The 17,637-nt window shown below is 69.8% G+C and carries 15 protein-coding genes; 6 read left to right on the top strand and 9 right to left on the bottom strand.

What is annotated here, in order from left to right; translation table 11 throughout:
- Positions 1–6: 6 nt before the first annotated feature.
- The 3 genes from H4F98_RS03400 to H4F98_RS03390 are packed head-to-tail and all read right to left on the bottom strand — an operon-like array spanning position 7 to position 2,151.
- Positions 7–276, bottom strand: a complete 270-nt coding sequence (locus H4F98_RS03400; protein WP_182685266.1) for an acylphosphatase — start codon at positions 274–276, stop codon at positions 7–9.
- Entirely contained in the window at positions 273–878 is a 606-nt protein-coding gene (locus tag H4F98_RS03395) for a TlpA family protein disulfide reductase (protein ID WP_182685265.1), read from the bottom strand. The genes H4F98_RS03400 and H4F98_RS03395 overlap by 4 nt, the downstream gene beginning before the upstream one ends.
- A 4-nt stretch (positions 879–882) precedes the next feature.
- The gene (locus H4F98_RS03390; RefSeq protein ID WP_182685264.1) at positions 883–2,151 is read right to left on the bottom strand and encodes a YihY family inner membrane protein; all 1,269 of its coding nucleotides are present in this window, start codon (positions 2,149–2,151) and stop codon (positions 883–885) included.
- A 127-nt stretch (positions 2,152–2,278) separates the two neighbouring features.
- Here H4F98_RS03390 and wrbA point away from each other — a divergent pair, with 127 nt between their 5' ends.
- The 3 genes from wrbA to H4F98_RS03375 all read left to right on the top strand — a co-directional run bounded on the left by wrbA (position 2,279) and on the right by H4F98_RS03375 (position 3,769).
- On the top strand, positions 2,279–2,872 hold the full coding sequence (wrbA, locus tag H4F98_RS03385; RefSeq protein WP_182685263.1) for an NAD(P)H:quinone oxidoreductase: 594 nt from the start codon (positions 2,279–2,281) through the stop codon (positions 2,870–2,872).
- Positions 2,869–3,204, top strand: coding sequence for a DUF2069 domain-containing protein (locus H4F98_RS03380; protein ID WP_343064719.1), 336 nt, complete (start codon positions 2,869–2,871; stop codon positions 3,202–3,204). The genes wrbA and H4F98_RS03380 overlap by 4 nt, the downstream gene beginning before the upstream one ends.
- 79 nt (positions 3,205–3,283) lie before the next feature.
- Entirely contained in the window at positions 3,284–3,769 is a 486-nt protein-coding gene (locus H4F98_RS03375) for an asparaginase domain-containing protein (protein ID WP_182685262.1), read from the top strand.
- Positions 3,770–4,024: 255 nt separating this feature from the next.
- Here the strand turns inward: H4F98_RS03375 and H4F98_RS16790 are convergent, their stop codons facing one another.
- Positions 4,025–6,253, bottom strand: coding sequence for a M20/M25/M40 family metallo-hydrolase (locus tag H4F98_RS16790; RefSeq protein ID WP_182685261.1), 2,229 nt, complete (start codon positions 6,251–6,253; stop codon positions 4,025–4,027).
- 177 nt (positions 6,254–6,430) lie between these two features.
- The gene (locus H4F98_RS03365; protein ID WP_246372824.1) at positions 6,431–8,659 is read right to left on the bottom strand and encodes a M4 family metallopeptidase; all 2,229 of its coding nucleotides are present in this window, start codon (positions 8,657–8,659) and stop codon (positions 6,431–6,433) included.
- Positions 8,660–9,504: 845 nt separating this feature from the next.
- Between H4F98_RS03365 and H4F98_RS03360 the strand changes: the two genes are divergently transcribed.
- The gene (locus H4F98_RS03360) at positions 9,505–12,474 is read left to right on the top strand and encodes a winged helix-turn-helix domain-containing protein (RefSeq protein WP_182685260.1); all 2,970 of its coding nucleotides are present in this window, start codon (positions 9,505–9,507) and stop codon (positions 12,472–12,474) included.
- A 22-nt stretch (positions 12,475–12,496) separates the two neighbouring features.
- Here H4F98_RS03360 and sufT read toward each other — a convergent pair whose 3' ends face one another.
- A complete protein-coding gene (gene sufT, locus H4F98_RS03355) occupies positions 12,497–13,057 on the bottom strand; it encodes a putative Fe-S cluster assembly protein SufT (RefSeq protein ID WP_182685259.1) in 561 nt (186 codons plus the stop codon).
- Between the two features lie 112 nt (positions 13,058–13,169).
- Here sufT and H4F98_RS03350 point away from each other — a divergent pair, with 112 nt between their 5' ends.
- Positions 13,170–13,604, top strand: coding sequence for a hypothetical protein (locus H4F98_RS03350; RefSeq protein WP_182685258.1), 435 nt, complete (start codon positions 13,170–13,172; stop codon positions 13,602–13,604).
- Between the two features lie 3 nt (positions 13,605–13,607).
- On the opposite strand, the gene pdxR is transcribed toward H4F98_RS03350, so the two are convergent.
- On the bottom strand, positions 13,608–15,095 hold the full coding sequence (gene pdxR / locus H4F98_RS03345) for a MocR-like pyridoxine biosynthesis transcription factor PdxR (protein WP_343064718.1): 1,488 nt from the start codon (positions 15,093–15,095) through the stop codon (positions 13,608–13,610).
- Positions 15,096–15,254: 159 nt separating this feature from the next.
- Here pdxR and H4F98_RS03340 point away from each other — a divergent pair, with 159 nt between their 5' ends.
- Positions 15,255–15,752 (top strand): hypothetical protein, encoded by a 498-nt coding sequence (locus tag H4F98_RS03340; RefSeq protein ID WP_182685257.1) that lies wholly within the window; start codon positions 15,255–15,257, stop codon positions 15,750–15,752.
- A gap of 27 nt (positions 15,753–15,779) precedes the next feature.
- Here H4F98_RS03340 and H4F98_RS03335 read toward each other — a convergent pair whose 3' ends face one another.
- Both H4F98_RS03335 and H4F98_RS03330 read right to left on the bottom strand, forming a co-directional pair.
- Entirely contained in the window at positions 15,780–17,207 is a 1,428-nt protein-coding gene (locus tag H4F98_RS03335; RefSeq protein WP_182685256.1) for an NAD(P)(+) transhydrogenase (Re/Si-specific) subunit beta, read from the bottom strand.
- Positions 17,204–17,515 (bottom strand): NAD(P) transhydrogenase subunit alpha part 2, encoded by a 312-nt coding sequence (locus H4F98_RS03330; protein ID WP_182685255.1) that lies wholly within the window; start codon positions 17,513–17,515, stop codon positions 17,204–17,206. Before H4F98_RS03330 ends, H4F98_RS03335 begins: the two co-directional genes overlap by 4 nt.
- Positions 17,516–17,637 lie beyond the last annotated feature (122 nt).

The following is a 17,637-nucleotide window of genomic DNA, read 5'->3' as shown; positions in this document are numbered from 1 at the left end:
CGGGCCTCAGCCGATCGCGAACCCGCTGCCCGCATCATCGGGACTGGCCGTGTCGCGCCTGACCGACTGCACGCGCGCCAGCGGCGGGCCCTGCTGCAGCCAGGCATCGAGCGCATCGATCGCCGCGGCCTCGCCGACGGCCAATACCTCGACGCGCCCGTCGGGCAGGTTGCGCGCATGGCCGCGCAGGCCCAGGCCCCGTGCGAGCTCGCAGGTCGAAGCCCGGAACCAGACCCCCTGGACCTTGCCCGCGACCAGGAAACGCGCGGCGATCACGTGCCGTCCCCGTCCCCGTCCTGGCCGGCCTGGTCGATCGCCGCCTCGATCTCGTGCGCGGTCACCGGACCGACGAAGCGGTCGGCGACCTTGCCGGAGGGGTCGATCAGGTAGGTCATCGGCAAGCCGCGCGGCGTCTCGAAATCCGCCGGCGGCGCGTATGTATCCAGGATCGCGATCGGGTAGACCACCGGATGCTTCTCCAGGAAGGCCTGCATCTCGGCGGTCTCGATCTCCTCGTAGGCCAGGCCGATCACCTCGATGTGCTCGCGCATCGCATCGAGCGCGGACAGTTCGGGCATCTCCTTCAGGCAAGGCTTGCACCAGGTGGCCCAGAAGTTCACCACCACCCACTTGCCGCGGTGTTCGGCCAGGTCGTAGGCCGCGCCATCGACGGTGGTCACCACCAGGCGCGGTTGCGACGGCGATCCGGGCGTGTCCGGTGCCGCGTCGACCGGCGCGGCGGCGTCGGGGCTGTTGGAGGCACCCTCACCGCCCGGGGCGGGCGTCGGCGCCTCGCGCTCGCAGGCGGCCAGCAGCGACAGGAACAGAAGGCCGGCGACCAGCAGCGGCGTCGGGCGGGCACGGAAACGTCGATCCATCAGGTCAATCCTCGTCATCGGCGTGGAGGCTGCCCACGCGGCGTTCAAGCAGTTCGCGCAGGGGAATGCGCAGGGCGTCGATCGCGGCCACGACCGGGCGCCCGTTCGCGTCGCCGGCCAACGGCAGCGCCGCGTCGGCCACGGGTATGCGCAGGCGGCAGGCCTGGTACAGCTCGCCCAGGCTCAGGGTGTCGAGGTCGCGCGCCAGCAGCCATTCGCCGTCCTCGGCGCGCCTGACCACGTCGATCTCCTCCAGGTCGCAGAGCATCTGCTGGACGAGGTCGTCGGTGAGGATGGGCTCCAGCTCCAGGATGTCGTCGGTATGCAGGCCGCGTCCCTTGTGCCGCGCCTCGCGGAACCGGCCGAGCATGCGCAGCAGCCCGTAGATCTCGTAGCCTTCGGGCAGGCGCAGGTCGACCGGCTGGTAGCGGAACGCGGAGGCCGCCGACGCCACCGAGGCGCCCAGCAGCACGGCGAACCAGCCCAGGTAGATCCACAGCAGGAAGATCGGCAGGAAGGCCAGGGCGCCGTAGATGCGCGAATAGGCATCGAAACTGCCCAGGTAGGCGCCGAAGACCGCCTTGATCGCCTCGAACAACAGCACCGCCAGCAGCGCCCCCGCCAACGCGTGCCGCCAGTGCACCTCGCGATGCGGCACCACGCGGTAGATCATGGTGAAGGCCAGCAGCTCGATGACCATCGGCGACAGGCGCAAGGCCAGGCCCTGCAGGAAATGCCCGGTCTCGGTGTTGAAGATCGCCAGCGCGAACAGCTTGGCCGATACCGCCAGGCTCGCGGCGGCGACCATCGCGCCCAGCGTCAGCACGGTCCAGTACACCATGAAGCGGGTGATCTGCGGACGCGCAGAGCTGACCCGCCAGATGCGGTTGAAGGTCGCTTCGACGCCGTTGAGGGTGATCAGCACCGAGATCACCAGTGCGATCACGCCGGCGGCGGTGAGCTGGCCGGCATTGCTCGAGAACTCGCGCAGGTAGGTGGCGACCGAAGCGGCCGCGCTCGGCACGAAGTTGGTGAACACGTAGTCGGTCAGGCGGTCCGTCCAGGTATTGAACACCGGGAACGCCGAGAGCACGCCGAACACGACCATCGACAGCGGCACCAGCGCGAACACCGTCGTGTAGGCCAGCGCCCCGGCGGCCTGGAACAGGTTGTCGGCCAGCACGCGTTGGCCGACGAAGCGGCTGAACGCAAGGTTGCGCGCGCGATCCTGCACGCGTTCGACCAGGCGGCTCATCGAGACCAGGGGATCCATGGCACGAAGGGTACCCGAAGCCCGGTGGTCTGCGGCGTCGATGCTCACGCGCCGTCCACATGCCGGCGACGGCCGCCCCGACGCCGGCACGGTATCCTGTGCCACCGCCTTCCCGGTCCCCTTGCCCATGCCCGACATCCTCGTCCTCTACTACAGCCGCGGCGGCTCGGTCGCGCGCCTCGCGCGCCAGGTGGCCCGCGGGATCGGCGAGGTCGACGGCATGCAGGCGCGCCTGCGCAGCGTGCCGCCGGTGGCGACGGTGACGCAGACCGCCGCGCCGCCCGAACCGGACGACGGCGCACCCTACGTCAGCGTCGCGGACCTGGAGGCGTGCGCCGGCCTGGCCATCGGCAGTCCCACCCGCTTCGGCAACATGGCCGCGCCGATGAAGCACTGGTTCGACTCGCTGGGCGCGCAATGGGCCAGCGGCACGCTCGTCGACAAGCCCGCGGCCGTGTTCACCTCCACCGCCACGATGCACGGCGGACAGGAAGCAACGCTGCTCGGCATGCAGGTGCCCCTGCTGCACCACGGCTGCGTGATCGTGGGCATCCCCTACACCGAGCCCGCGCTCAGCAGCACGCGCAGCGGCGGCACGCCGTACGGCGCCAGCCACGTCGCAGGCAGCAACGACGATCCCCAGCCCAGCGAGGACGAAGCCGTCCTGGCGCGGGCGCTGGGACGCCGGCTGGCGCGTATCGCCGGGAAGCTCTCGGCATGATGGCCTCGCATCGCCTGCTCGCGATCCTGCTGCTGGTGCTGGCCGCGGTCTATGCGCACTGGTTCCGCGACGACGCGCACCGGACCGCGGCGATGCTGTTCTTCGCCGCCCCGCCCGTGCTGTTGGCAGTGGGCGCGTGGTTCGCATCGCGCCAGGCCGTGTTCTGGTCGGGGGTGTTCGGCCTGGGCTGGTTCTGCCACGGCGTGATGATCGCCTGGAGCCACCCCGGGGCGCGACTGCATGCCTGGATGGTGCTGGTGCTGGCGATCGCGATCATCCTGGCGGGAAGCTGGCCTGGGCTGCGCAACAAGTTCGGCCGCACGCCCCGCTGAACCGGGGCTCGGCCGCTGGGGTTGGCCCGCGCCAGCCCGTATAATCCGCGCTCTCCCGCTTACATGCAGCGCCCCAGCCATGGACCAGCTTTGCATCGTCACCACCGGTGGCACGATCGACAAGATCTACTTCGACGACAAGTCCGACTACCAGATCGGCGAGCCGCAGATCGGCGGCATCCTGCATGAGCTGGGCGTGGCCTTCCGCTTCAACGTGATCCCGATCCTGCGCAAGGACTCGCTGCACATCAGTGCCGACGACCGCGAGCTGATCCGCGCCACCATCGCCGCGCAACCGGCCCGGCACGTGCTGCTGACCCACGGCACCGACACCATGGTCGAGACGGCCAAGGTCCTGGCCAGCCTGACCGACAAGACCATCGTCCTGACCGGCGCGCTGAGCCCGGCCCGCTTCCGCGGTTCCGATGCCGAGTTCAACGTCGGGTGCGCGGTCGGCGCGGTGCAGGCACTGCCGCCGGGCGTCTATATCGCCATGAACGGACGGGTGTGGGATCCGTCCCGGGTGCGCAAGAACGTCGACGCGAACCGCTTCGAAGCGATCTGAGCGACGCCGCGCATCGCGGCCATCCACCGGGGAACCCGTCCGCGGGCGCCCCGCGATGCGTCAAGGGAGCCCGGGCGCTCCATCCTGGAGCACCCGGGCCATACGGAGCCGACGGTGTCCCGTCGCGCCGCCCCACAGGCCGCCGGACGGGCGCCTGCCGGAAGTCTTCCATGACCGCCGCGCCTCCTTCCCGGAGGCGCGGAGCCTTCCCTGCGAATCCATGGCCGCATGCAATGCGCACGCGGCCCGACGCGCTTACGGCGCGTCGATCCAGAGGTCGTAGTTGCCGCTGCCGGAGTAGGACAGCACCTTCCAGTAGTAATAGCCGGCGGCCCCGTTGTAGTTCACCGACTCCTCGCTGGTGGGCGAGGTCGAGGACGCGACCTTGCTCCAGCCCGAACCGCTCCAGCGGTACAGCTCCAGGTCGAAGTCCGCGCCCGACGGGCCCCGCAGCCAGCCCTTCTGCGCACCGGCGCCGGACTGGTAGTAGGTGCCGTTGGGCTGCACCGCCGAGTTGCCGGTGCCGCTGAGCGAACCGCTGTACTTGTCGCAGCCGCTGCACGGCTCGCCCGGGTTCGGGTTCGGCGAACCGGACTGGTAATCGCCCACCAGGCTCACGCCCGAGAAGCTGCTGTAGGCCTTGATCCGCACGTGGTAGGTACCGGCCTGCGGCGAGGCGAAGGTGCAGCTCTCGCTGTTGCCGCTCTTGTACGGACGGCAGTCGTAGCTGCCGTCGGTCGGCGCGCTGCCGAACTTGACGTACATGTCCGCGTCGCCGCTGCCGCCCGACAGGGTGAAGGCCAGGTTGCTCGCGCCCGCCGGCACCACCAGGGTGTAGTTCAGCGAGTTGCCGGTCGTCGCCGACAGCCCCGTCTTCGGCACGCCCTTCTCGAGCGCGTCGCCGCCGGGCGGATCGCCGCCATCGCTGACGCTCACCGAGCGGGTCTCGCTGTCGCTCGCGCCGCGGTCGTCGGTCACCGTCAAGGTCACGTCGTAGCGCCCGGCCGCGGCGTAAGCATGGCTCGGGTTGGCGGTACTGGCGCTGCTGCCGTCGCCGAAGTCCCAGCGTCGCGAGGCGATGTCGCCGTCGCTGTCGCGCGAGGCGTCGGTGAAGCGGGCGGTCAATCCATCGGTCGTCACGCTGAAGTCGGCGACCGGAGGCGCGTTCCCGGTGCCGCCGGAGGTCTTGGCCAGCTCGCCGATGAAGGCCAGGCCGAGCTTTGCGAAGTTGACGCTGGCACTGGCGGTGCCGCCCATGTTCGCCAGGGTGTCGCCGCTGGTGTGGAGGCGGTTGTTGAAGGTCGGTTCGAACATCATCGCCGCGGGATAGCCCGCGCTGGTCCACGAGGCGTGGTCGGAGCAGCCGTAGCCACAGGTATAGGTGCCCCGCGCCAGGCCCAGCGGCGCCAGGTACGCATCGAAAAGGTCGTTGAGGAACTGCTTGAGGCTGGCGTTGGAGTAATCCGTCACCAGGTTCATCGCCACGTTCGAGCCCGCTGCATAGTTGGTCATGTCCATCTGCAGCACGCCGACCACGTTCTTGCCCTGCGCCTTGAACGACTGCGCGATCGCGTTGGAACCGCGCAGGCCGACTTCTTCGGCCGCGTAGCCCATGAACTTGACGGTGCGCCGGGGCTTCCAGCCGCTGGCGAGGGCGACCCGCACCACTTCGGTGACGCTGGCGATGCCGGAGGCGTCGTCGTCGGCACCCGGCGCGTTCATGGCGCTCCCGCTGCCGCTGTTGGAAATCGAGTCCAGGTGGCCGCCCACGACCACGATCTCATCGGGCAGCTCGCTGCCCTGGATGGTCAGGATGACCGAGGGCTGGGTGGAACAGTTGCCGCAGTCCTCGAACAACTCGGCGCTGACGTCGCTGCGGCCGTTGCCCAGCGCCAGCCAGGTGTCGCGGATCCAGACCGCCGCGCTGCGACCGCTGCCGGTCGAGTAGTAGCGGTTGGCGTAGGCGGTGGAGAGATGGTCGATGGTGCCGCGGATGCGGGCTTCCTGCACCTGCGCCAGCCACGGATCCACCGTGGCCTGGTTGTCGATGCCGTAGTCCACCAGGAAGGCCTGCTGCGTGGCCTGCAGCGCCTGTCCGGAGGCAACGAAGTCCTGCGCCTGCTGGCGGGTGGCGAACGCGAAGTAGCCGCCGCATCGTTTCTCGCCGGCGTGGATGCGCTCGCTGATGCCGGGCAGCTGGTGGGCGCGGACCTCCGACACCACCAGGGCATTGCCGAGGCTGTCGCGCATGACGTCGGCGTTGCGCGCCTCGAGCCTGAGGCTGCCGACGAAGGTGTCGCGCGAGCTGACGATGTAGACCGGGGCCTGTGGATCGGACTCGAGGGCCAGGCCCGTGGCCGCGGCGGTTTCGGCATCGTGCCGTGGGCCATGCGCGGGCGCGGGCGGCGATGCCGCGAGCAGGACGCCGACCGCGAGGGCCAGCAGGGGAGCGGGTTTGAAGACCATGTCGTGGGTTCCTTCCATGAGGGCGTCCCCTCCCCCGGCACGTGCCGGGAGCCACCTGGAGATGGGATGTGGTGGGCGTCTGTGCCCGGCGCGAAGCCGCGCCATGCCAGGGAGGGAAGGGCCTGGACCGGCCAGGCCCTCCGGTGCAGGCGGCCCGCGGGCCGCCTGCGTCCTGCATGCCTGCTGGCGAAGCGCTTACGGCGCGTCGATCCAGAGGTCGTAGTTGCCGCTGCCGGAGTAGGACAGCACCTTCCAGTAGTAATAGCCGGCGGCCCCGTTGTAGTTCACCGACTCCTCGCTGGTGGGCGAGGTCGAGGACGCGACCTTGCTCCAGCCCGAACCGCTCCAGCGGTACAGCTCCAGGTCGAAGTCCGCGCCCGACGGGCCCCGCAGCCAGCCCTTCTGCGCACCGGCGCCGGACTGGTAGTAGGTGCCGTTGGGCTGCACCGCCGAGTTGCCGGTGCCGCTGAGCGAACCGCTGTACTTGTCGCAGCCGCTGCACGGCTCGCCCGGGTTCGGGTTCGGCGAACCGGACTGGTAGTCGCCCACCAGGCTCACGCCCGAGAAGCTGCTGTAGGCCTTGATCCGCACGTGGTAGGTACCGGCCTGCGGCGAGGCGAAGGTGCAGCTCTCGCTGTTGCCGCTCTTGTACGGACGGCAGTCGTAGCTGCTGTCGGTCGGCGCGCTGCCGAACTTGACGTACATGTCCGCGTCGCCGCTGCCGCCCGACAGGGTGAAGGCCAGGTTGCTCGCGCCCGCCGGCACCACCAGGGTGTAGTTCAGCGAGTTGCCGGTCGTCGCCGACAGCCCCGTCTTCGGCACGCCCTTCTCGAGCTCGCCGCCCGGGGTCGGATCCGGATCCGGATTGGTGCCGCAGCTCACGCCCACCGTGGAGAACGCCGAGGTCACGTCGGCGACGGTGAAGCCCAGGTCGGTGGCCGCGGTCTGCACGCCACACGCGCCCTGGTTGAAGTTGGTGCTCGGGCCCCAGTAGAGCTGGTTGGCGCGGGTGAAGACCTGGAAGGCCTTCTTCACGCCCCAGCCGGTCTTGTTCGCCAGCAGGTAGAACGCGCGATTGTAGACGCCGGACGAGTGATGGACGTCCATGCCGCTGGTGTAGTCCGAGGCATGGCCGATCGACCGGCCGTCGCGGGTCGGGTCGTCCATGTAGCGCAGCGCGCCACTGGCCTTGAAGATCTGTGCGCCGACCAGGAAGTCGTTGCTGCCGTGCATGAAGAACTCGGCGGCCTCGCCGGCCATGTCCGAGAACGCTTCGTTGATGCCGCCGGACTGGCCGGAGTAGGTCAGGTTGGAGTTCTGCTGCGTGAAGCCATGGGAGACCTCGTGCGCGGTGACGTCCAGGCTGACCAGCGGATAGAACGTGCTGGCGCCGTCGCCGAACGTCATCTGCTGGCCGTCCCAGAACGCATTCTCGTAGTTGTTGCTGTAGTGGACGCGCATCTTCAGCTGGAAGGTCAGCGGCGCGACGCCGATGTAGTCCTGGTACATGCCGTAGACCACGCCACCGAAGTAGTGGGCGTCGTTCAGCGGCGAGTACGCGCCGTTGATGGTCTTGACCGTGTTGCGCGGGCAGTTGTACGAGAACGCGGTCGAACCGGACGTGCCGTGGTTCAGGTTGATCGTGCGAACGTTGGCGTTGTTCATGGTGCAGGTGCTGCCGCTCTGCGCCACGTCGAGGTAGCCGAAGTCGGTGCCGTACTCGTACTGGCCGGTCTTCTGGTTGCCGCCGGGGCCGGTGCCGTTGGCGTGCGCCAGGGCGTCCCACTTCTTCAGGACCTGGCCGGTGCTGGCGTCGACGATGACGAAGGGACGGGTCGGGTCGCCGCCGCCGGAGAGGTCGGCGTTGAACGACACCACGTAGCTGGTGCGCGCGCGGCCGGCGTCGTCGACGAAGACGACCTTCTCGGCCTTCACGTTCTCGATCACGCGGCTGACCGCCTTCGAGCCCAGCGCGGCGCGCTTGGCCAGCGCGATCGCCCGCGATTCATTGACGCTGGCCGAGGCAATGGACACCTCCGACGCCAGGCCGCCGACCATCTGGCCGAACAGGCTCTCGACGGTGCCGTCGGCCTTCTCGCTGACGATCACGTTTTCGCCGAACACCGGCAGGCCCTGGAAGGTCTGCTGGTAGCGATAGTGGCGGCTGCCGTCGCGGTCGGTGTGCGAGCGCAGCAGGCGCAGGCCGGAGTCCTGCTCCAGGCCGACCAGTTCGGCATGCCGGTCGATCGCCCGGGCGGGGGTGCCGAGGGTCGCGCTGGCGGCGCTGTACTGCTGGTTGAGCTGGGCCAGGTCGAGCGCGTGCAGGTCGACGCGTTCGGCGGCCTGCGCGGTGGCGATGGACAGCGTCAACGCCAGGGTGGTCATCGCAAGCGTGCGCCCGCGTCCGTGGTGGTTGCCTTTCATGTGCTTGTTTCCCTTCAAGGTGTGAAAGATTCGGCTGCATTCCTGCATCCGTTCGTACGGCGGGGTCGCCAGACCCCTTGCAAGTGGACGGCGACGTTGCGCCCCCGGACCCACCAAGTACCGCCAAGCCCCCTGTGGACCGCCATGCCGCCTGGCAGGTCCAAGCCCTGTGCCGGACATCGGTGCGCCTGACGGCGTGATGCCCCTGCGACACGCGGAGCGCGACCGGCGTGGGCGCGGCCCCGGCCCATTGCGGTGCCGGATGCAAGCGCCCATGTCGTGCCGCGAGGCTCCGTCGGCTGCACGGATACTGGGGCTGCGCTTGGGGGGCGGCGATTGGCCCCGCCTCAAATTCTTCTCAAAAGCGTCTATTAGCGAGACGCATTGCCCATCAATTGAAGATGGGGAACACATATCCGGCACCCGCAGGCCGGGGCCGCACGGGCGGAGCCGCGATGCTGCACGGCAGCATCGGCAGGCGCTGAAGGTCCGGCCCCGAATGGCTGCGCGACGAAGGCCGACATGATTCAGGCAGGTGAAACCGTGCCGCGCTAACCAGATTGCATGACGTTTGCCACCTCGAGGCTGACCTCGGGGCCCGGGCGCGGTAGTCTTGTTGCCTAGCCGGTCAGGCCTCTTGGCTTCATCTGGCGTGTTCCCTGCCGACCACGGGTGCCGGAGGGGGCCGGGGGGCGCTAACCAGACAAGCGGATTCCCGCGTGCATGCGCGGGTCAGGGTCATGCCGATCGGACAGGGGGTTCGACGACTTGCCTCGTGCGAGAGCACGAACGGGGCCTCGCTTCGCGCGGGGCGGTCTTGACGGGTTTGGATCGGAGCACGCCTGGTGACAGCTTCATTGTTCTCGACATGGCCGCAGGGAACGCGGCGCCTCAGGGTCGGCGACCTCGACGTCGACCTGCACTGCCGGCGGCTGGTCCGCCCGGACGAAGAGGTCGAGCTCACCCAGCGCGTGTTCGAGTTGCTGGTCCTGTTCCTCGCCGAGCCCAACGTGCTGCATTCGCGCGCCGACCTGTTCAAGCGCTTGTGGCCGGACGTGGTGGTCGAGGACGCCAACCTGTCGCAGAGCATCTGGATGCTGCGCAAGGCACTGGGGCCCGAGCGCCGGCAATGGATCCGCACCGTGGCCAAGAGCGGCTACATCTTCGAGCCCCCGGGGGCCGTGGAGGTCGTTCCCGGCGCGGAGTCGCCGCCGGCCGAATCGTCCGCCCCCGCCGGGACCGGGCCGGACGTCGCGTCGCGCGCCCGTGGCGATGAGCCCGGCGAAGAGAGCGAAACGCATGCGGTGGCGCCTCCTGCAGGCGCACCCGCCGCGGACCCGATCGCCGGCCCGGTGCCGGACACGGCCGGCATGGCGCGCTCGACGGGACGTTCCCATTGGCCCGGCCGCTTCATCGTCGTCGGACTGGCCGTCGCGCTCGCGATGCTCGTGCTGACCGGCATCACCCGCCTGCGCCAGCACTGGCTGCCCGGCAACGACCAGACCATCAGCGTGGCCCTGGTCGAGATCGACGACGAGGATGCGCCGGCCGAGACCCGCTGGCCCATCACCCTGCTGCGCGCCTGGCTGGGCTGGAAGCTGGCGATGCTCCCCGACGTGACCGTCCTCAACGAAGCCCACCTGGCCACGCACACCTCCGAGGAATCGCCGCTGATCGTGATGCTCGCCGGCGGCCGGGTACCCGGCCGGCCCGACCTGCTCTATGTCCGCGCGAGGCTGGATGGCGATGCCGGTGGGCGCCAACTCGAAGTGCGCGGCACGGCCGATGAGATCCCGGCACTGGTGGATACGCTGTCACGGCAGGTGATGGACGTGCTGCTGCCCGGGCGCAAGGGACAGGCCTGGCCGGACATCGGCATCGATGCCGACATCGCCCGACGGTACGCCGACGCCTACAAGGCGCACCATCGCCGCGACTTCGCGCGCAGTCGGCGCGACCTCAGGGAAATCGTCGCCGATGCCCCGGACTTCGGACTTGCGCAGTACCAGCTCTCGCTGGCCTTGTCCGGGCTGGGCCACGCCAGCGCGGCGATCCACCACATGGAGCGCGCCGTTGCGGACCTGCAGCCGCTGCCCGCGGACGCCGCGCAGGTCCTGGAGGCACGTCGCCTGGGCGTGGATCCCGCGCGCATCGAGGATGCCACCCGCGCCTTCGTGGCCCTGGCCGCACGCTATCCGGGCAAGCGCGACTTCGCCTTCGAGGAGGCCTGGTCGCTGATCGCGACGGGGCGCGCCGCCGAAGCGCTGGAGATCCTCAACCGGCCCGGATGGGACGACATCCCGGTCGGACCCACCATCCTGCGCGAGCAGTTGCTGGCCCAGGCCCACGGCATCCTGAGCAACTACGACGCGGCGACCCGGCATGCGCGGATCGCACTCCGCCTCGCCGAGGAGGCCGGCGCCGCCTGGCAGTACGAGCAGGCCACCGCGAAGCTGCACCTGGCCGAGATCGAGTACACCCAGTTCCCCGGTCGCATGGACCTGGGCCGTTTCGACGAGATCGCCAACCAGTTCGATGCCGCCGATGCGCCCGCCGACGCGCTTTACACCCGGTTCCTCGCCGAATCCCTGCGCCCCGGCGGCGAGGCCAGCGAGCGCCTCGACGCCCTGCTCGCGACGGCGCGCAACGACGGTTACCTGAGCATCGAGATCGAGATCCTGCGCCTGGCGGCCCTGCAGCAACGCAACCAGGGCGACCATGCCGGATACCGGAAATGGCTGGAGCAGGCACTTGCCACGGCCCATGAGGCCGGCGACGTCGTGGCCACCCAGGCGATCGAGACCGACATGCTCTACGAGACCCTGATGACCGGAGAGCTCGATCGTGCGCGCGAGCTGATCGAACAGCTGCGCAACACCCGCCTGGAAGGCGACATGGCGCACTGGATCAACCAGACCGAAGCCTTCCTGTCCTACGCCGACGGGCAGTACGACAAGGCGCTGGGCATCCTCGATCGCGACGCGCATGCCGCGGGCGAAGGCAAGGAAGGCGATGGCACGGAAGGCGAGGGCCTTCCGGCCGTCTCCGCGGCACGCGCGGCCTGCATGCGCGGGCGCATGCAGATGGCCCAGGGCGACCTGATCTCGGCCCGCAACTCCTGGGCCCGCTGCAGCCAGCCCAACTTCGCCATCACCCAGCTCTACGCCTTGCATGGCATGGCCTTGTCGGACCTGCTCGCCGGCGACCGCGAAGCGGCGCTGGAGAAGCTCGACGTCGCGCAGGCGCGGGCGATGGAGGACCTGCCTCCCGGGCCCGACCGGCTGGACTTCCAGGTCCAGGTGGCGGCGCTGATGGTGCGCGCCGGCGAGCTCGACGCCGCACACGACCTGTTCGAACACCTGCTGCCGCAGCTCGAAGGCGGCGGTTACGACTGGCTCAAGGCCGAGGTCGAGCTGGGCCTGGCCGAGATCGCCGCGGCGCGCGGCGAATGGGACGCCAGCCGCAACCTGGCCGAACAGGCACGACTGGCGGCCCCCAAGGACACCTGGGTGGTGGAGCAGCGCCTGGACCTGCTGGACGTGGTGCTGATGCTGGCGGCCGGCGATCGCGGCGAGGCGGCCGAGCTGCTCACGCGGATGGACGAGAAGGCCCACCGCACCGGCGACGCCGTCGCGCAACTCGAAGCGCACAGCCTCATGTCGCGCGACGCCAACCTGAAGGGCTGCAGTCCGCAGACGCGCAGCGCGCTGCTGGCGCGCACCGGCCTGCGCGGCGCCAGCCTCGCTTGGCTGACCCAGTCGCTCACCGCGACCGACATGGAGCCGGGCATGTCGCTGCAGACAAGCTCGCGCTGAGGGCGCGAGCCGCGATCGCGGCTCAGAGCATGCCGGTCTCGAGCCGCGCCGCCTCGGACATCATGTGGCGGCCCCAGGGCGGGTCGAAGACCAGTTCGACGTCGGCCTCGACCACGGTCGGGATCATCTCGAGCTTGCTGCGCACGTCGTCGACGAGGATGTCGCCCATGCCGCATGCCGGCGCGGTCAGGGTCATGCGGACTTCGACGAGGCGACCGCCGGCGCCGGTATCGCCGGCGGGCTTCACGTTGGCCTCGTAGATCAGCCCCAGGTCGACCACGTTGATCGGGATCTCCGGATCGAAGCAGGTCCGCAACTGCCGCCAGACCATCTGTTCGACGGCCTCGTCGTCGGCGTCGTCGGGCAGCTCCAGCGGCTCGGGCGGCTCCTTGCCGAGCGCATCGGCGTCCTTGCCCGCGATTCGGAACAGGTTGCCCTCGATGAACACCGTATAGCTGCCACCCAGCGCCTGGGTGATGTAGCCGATGCTGCCGGCGGGCAGGTTGACGTGCTCGCCCTGGGGGACGAGGACGGCCGCGCAATCGCGTTCGAGGCGGACGGGTTCGCTGGATCTGGAATACATACCGGTGAGATTGGGGTGGCGTGCCGGGAGGCAAGCCCCCGATTCTACCGGCGGGGCCCCGGGCGTGCCCGCTCCGGTATGCTGTCGGGCTATTCGCGTCCCGCCACCGCCCATGCCGTCCCCCGCTCCGCCCGCCCCCGCCACGCCCGTCCGCCGAGTCCGCCCGGCGGCCTGGCTGTTGCTGGCCCTCAGCCTGACGGTACTGGTGGTGATGTGGGTGCTGCTCTCGCTTTACACGGAACGACAGCATGCCTGGATGGCGCTGGTCGCGGCCCTGGACGTGGCCTGGGTGCTGCGTTTCGGCGGCTGGCGTGGCGGCATCGCGCGCGGCGCACTGGCCGCGACGGCGACCGCCGCGGTCGCCGTCCTCGCGCAGTGGGGCATCATCGCCGGGCATATCGGCAGCCAGATGGGCCTCACGCCCTTTGCCTCGTCGCTGAAGCTGGGCGTCCACCATGCCTGGTTCATGGCCACGCTGGCCAACGATCCGCTGGACTGGTCGCTGATGGCCCTTGGCCTGCTGCTGGCTTTCCTCGCCTCGCGCTGAAACTCAGCCAGGCGGTGCGGGCAGCATCTCGTCCATGCACTGGCCCAGCAACGCAACCGCGGGCGCGATGTCCTTGAGTGGCATGCCGGCGAAGCCCATCAGCAGGCCCGGTCGCGGGGGCGGCGCCAGGTAGAACGGTGCGATCGGATGCAGGCCCAGGCCACGCCGTGCCGCATGGTCGATGAGCGCCTGGCAACCGGCATGATCGGCATCGCGCAACCAGGCGACCAGGTGCATCCCGGCATTGGAGTCGGCGATTTCCAGTCGACCGCCGAGGCGCCGGTGCAAGGCCGCCAGCAACGCGTCGCGGCGCTGGCGCAGGGCCTTCGCGGTGCGTCGCAGGTGGCGCTCGAAGCCGCCGTCGGCGATGAAATCCGCCAGCGCCCACTGCTCGATCGCCGGGGACCCGAAATCGTCCGCCCACTTGGCATTGGCGAAATCGCGCGCCAGCGCGCGCGGCATGACCAGGTAGCCCAGGCGCAGGGCCGGGAACATCAGCTTGGAGAAACTGCCCACGTAGATCACGCGGTCGTCGCGATCGAGCGAACGCAGCGCCGCCAGCGGGCGCGCGTCGTAGCGGAACTCGCCGTCGTAGTCGTCCTCGAAGATCCAGCTGCCGTGGCGGCGGGCGAAGTCCAGCAGTTGTCGGCGGCGCTCGAGCGACATCAGCGCACCGGTCGGGAACTGGTGCGAGGGGGTCACGCACAACAGCCGCGGCGCGGGAACCGGTAGCGCGTCCACGACCAGTCCGGCGGCGTCGACGGGCGCCGAACGCAGCGCCGCGCCATGGATCTGGAGCACTTCGCGAATGGCGAAATACTGCGGCTCCTCGACCAGGGCGGCCGCGCCCGGATCGACCAGCACACGCGCCGCCAGGGCGATCGCCTGCTGCGTGCCGTTGACCACCAGCACGTCCTCCGGCGCCACCTGCACGCCGCGCCGGCGCGAGAGGTAACCGCAGATCGCCTCGCGCAGGGCAGGCAGGCCCAGCACGTGCGGATAGGCGGGCGGCGCACGGCGGGCCGCGCGCGACAGCGCCCGCGCCCAGTCGCTGGTCAGGGTCGGATTGGCCATCGGCACGCCGTACTGGAAGGCGTACCGCGTGCCCGGCACGGTGCGTCCGGGGATCGCGCCGTGATCGTGGAAGCGGCGGGCGCGCTCGGCGAAGGCGCTGGGCGCGGGCGAGGCTTCCGCCGCCCCGTGCGTTCCCGGCGCAACCGCGGGCGCGGCCGCGTTCGCATGGACCACGCCGGGAGCGACGAAACTGCCGGCCCCGACGCGCGCCTGGACGCAGCCCTCGGCCTGCAGTTGTTCGTAGGCTTCCAGGACCGTATTCCGCGACAGGCCCAGCTCCCTTGCCAACAGGCGCGTGGCAGGCAGGCGTTCGCCCTCGGCCAGTCGCCCCTCGATCATCGCCGTGCGTAACGCGCGCGTCAGCTGCGCGTGCAGCGGTCCTTGTCCATCGAGCGGCAGGTGGAGCAGCACGGGCACCCCAGGGGCCGGACGCCCCGCGGCGGAGATTGGACCTATCAATAGCACGTATTCCGGATCTTTTCAGTACCACTCAGGCAGCCGAGGATCAGGGCCATCCGGCAGCGGAGTCGCCTCCCGCCGCCGCGCCTCCCCCACCCACCGCAAGGAGAACCGCGAATGAGCGTCCAGACCCGCCTCCGCCTTGGCTGCCTCGTGCTGGCCACGATCCCCCTGCTTGCCGGCGCGACGACGCCCGGGACCGAGGGCCCGCCGCGCTGCAAGCAGATCCATGCCGACCTGGTCGAACTCGCCTCGACCGAGGGCTGCAATCCCGGCCTGGCGTCATGCTTCCTCGGCGAGGTCGAGGGCAACCACGGCCTGGTCGGCACCACGCATTTCAATGCCGACAGCGCGGCCGCCGGACCGGCCACCTCGCCGGGCTTCATTTCCTATGGCGGCGCCTTCGAGTACCGCACCGCGCGGGGCACGCTGCACATGCGCGAGACCGGCGTCACCAGTCCCGCGGTGGTCACCGCCTACCAGCAGGTCGACCACGGCGAGGGACGCTTCGAGGGTGCGACGGGCTACTTCTTCGTCAGCGGCACCAAGTCGCCGGAAGGCGTGGTCACCACCGAACTCAGCGGCCAGCTCTGCCTGGCACTGGGCCAGCCCTGAAGCCGGCCGGATACGACGGCGGCCGCTTCAGTGACCGCCGTCGAGCGCCTTCAGTTCGCTGACCAGCGCGCTCGCCATCTCGGCGCCGTCGCCGTACAGCATGCGCGTGTTGTCGCCGTAGAACAGCGCGTTCTCGATGCCCGCGAAGCCGGTGCCCTTGCCCCGCTTGATCACGATCGTGTTCCGCGACTCGGAGACGTCCAGGATCGGCATGCCGTAGATCGGGCTGGCCGGGTCGGTCTTCGCGACGGGGTTGACGACGTCGTTGGCGCCGATCACCAACGACACGTCGGTGTTGCGGAACTCGGGGTTGATGTCGTCCATGTCGACGATCAGGTCGTATGGCACGCCGGCCTCGGCAAGCAGCACGTTCATGTGGCCGGGCATGCGGCCGGCGACCGGGTGGATGGCGAACTTCACCTTGACCCCGCGCTCGATCAGCTTCTGGGTCAGTTCCCAGATCTTGTGCTGGGCCTGGGCGACCGCCATGCCGTAGCCCGGCACGATCACCACGCGCTCGGCGAAAGCCATCATCGCGGCGACGTCGCCGGCCTCGATCGGCTTCTGGCTGCCGGCGATCTCCTGCGCCTGCCCGCCGCCGCCGAAGTTGGAGAACAGCACGCTACCGATCCTGCGGTTCATCGCCTTGGCCATCAGCCGGGTCAGCAGGATGCCGGCCGCGCCGACCATCATGCCGGCGATGATCAGGGCCTGGTTGCCGAGCACGTAACCCTCGAAGGCGACGGCCAGGCCGGTCAGTGCGTTGTAGAGCGAAATCACCACCGGCATGTCGGCGCCGCCGATCGGCAACGTCATCAGGATGCCCAGGGCCAGCGCGACCAGGAAGAACGCGACGATCCAGTGCACCGACAGCGTGGTCACCGCGAGCGCGCCCAGCACCACCATCGCCAAGGCAATGGCGAGGTTGAACACCTGCTGGCCGGGGAACACCACGCGTTTGTCGAGGCGGCCGTCGAGCTTGGCCCAGGCGATCACCGAACCCGACAGCGAGACCGCGCCGATCGCCGAGCCCAGGACGGCCAGCACCAGGGTCACCACCGGTGCGCCGGCCCCTGGCGCGCCCGCGCCCGCGACGGCGGTCGCGCCGGCGACCAGGCCACTGAACTTCAGCAGCTCGACCGCGCCGATCGCCGCTGCCGAACCGCCGCCCATTCCGTTGTACAGCGCGACCATCTGCGGCATGTCGGTAATCGCCACCTTCTTGCCCGAGACCCAGGCCAGTACCGTGCCCAGGACCAGCGCGGTCACGATCAGCCCGAGGTTGTGCAGGTCCGGCAACAGGAATGTCGCCGCGGTGGCGATGACCATGCCCCAGCCCGCCCAGCGGATGCCGCTGCGCGCAGTCTTCGGCGAGGCCATGCGCTGCAGGCCCAGCAGGAACAGGGTGGCGGCCACGAAATAGCTCGCCGACGCCAGCATCGCCTGCATGCTCATGCGCCGCCCCCGCTGCCGTCGGCGGGCTTGCGGGAGCTCTTGAACATCTCGAGCATGCGTTCGGTGACCACGTAGCCACCGGCGGCGTTGCCCGCGCCCAGCAGGACCGCGGCGAAACCGATGGCCTTCTCCAGCGTCGTGTCGGCGTGGCCGAGCACCACCATCGCACCGATCAGCACGATGCCGTGGATGAAGTTCGAACCCGACATCAGCGGCGTGTGCAGGATGACCGGGACCCGGGAGATGATCACGTGCCCCGCGATCGCCGCCAGCATGAAGATGTACAACGCCATGAATCCGTCAGCCATCGTCCCCAGTCCCTGCGCGAAGTCGTCCGCATCATAACCGGCCCTTAACCCCCGGCGTCCAGTGTCAACCCCGGCCCCGCGCGGGCGTTGCCATGTCTCGAAGGCCGCGCAACGGCGGGCCC

It is taken from the genome of Marilutibacter spongiae (assembly GCF_014145325.1).
Classification (GTDB): domain Bacteria; phylum Pseudomonadota; class Gammaproteobacteria; order Xanthomonadales; family Xanthomonadaceae; genus Marilutibacter; species Marilutibacter spongiae.
The sequence above is the reverse complement of the archived record's forward strand: the minus strand, read 5'-3'. Positions and strand labels throughout refer to the sequence as shown.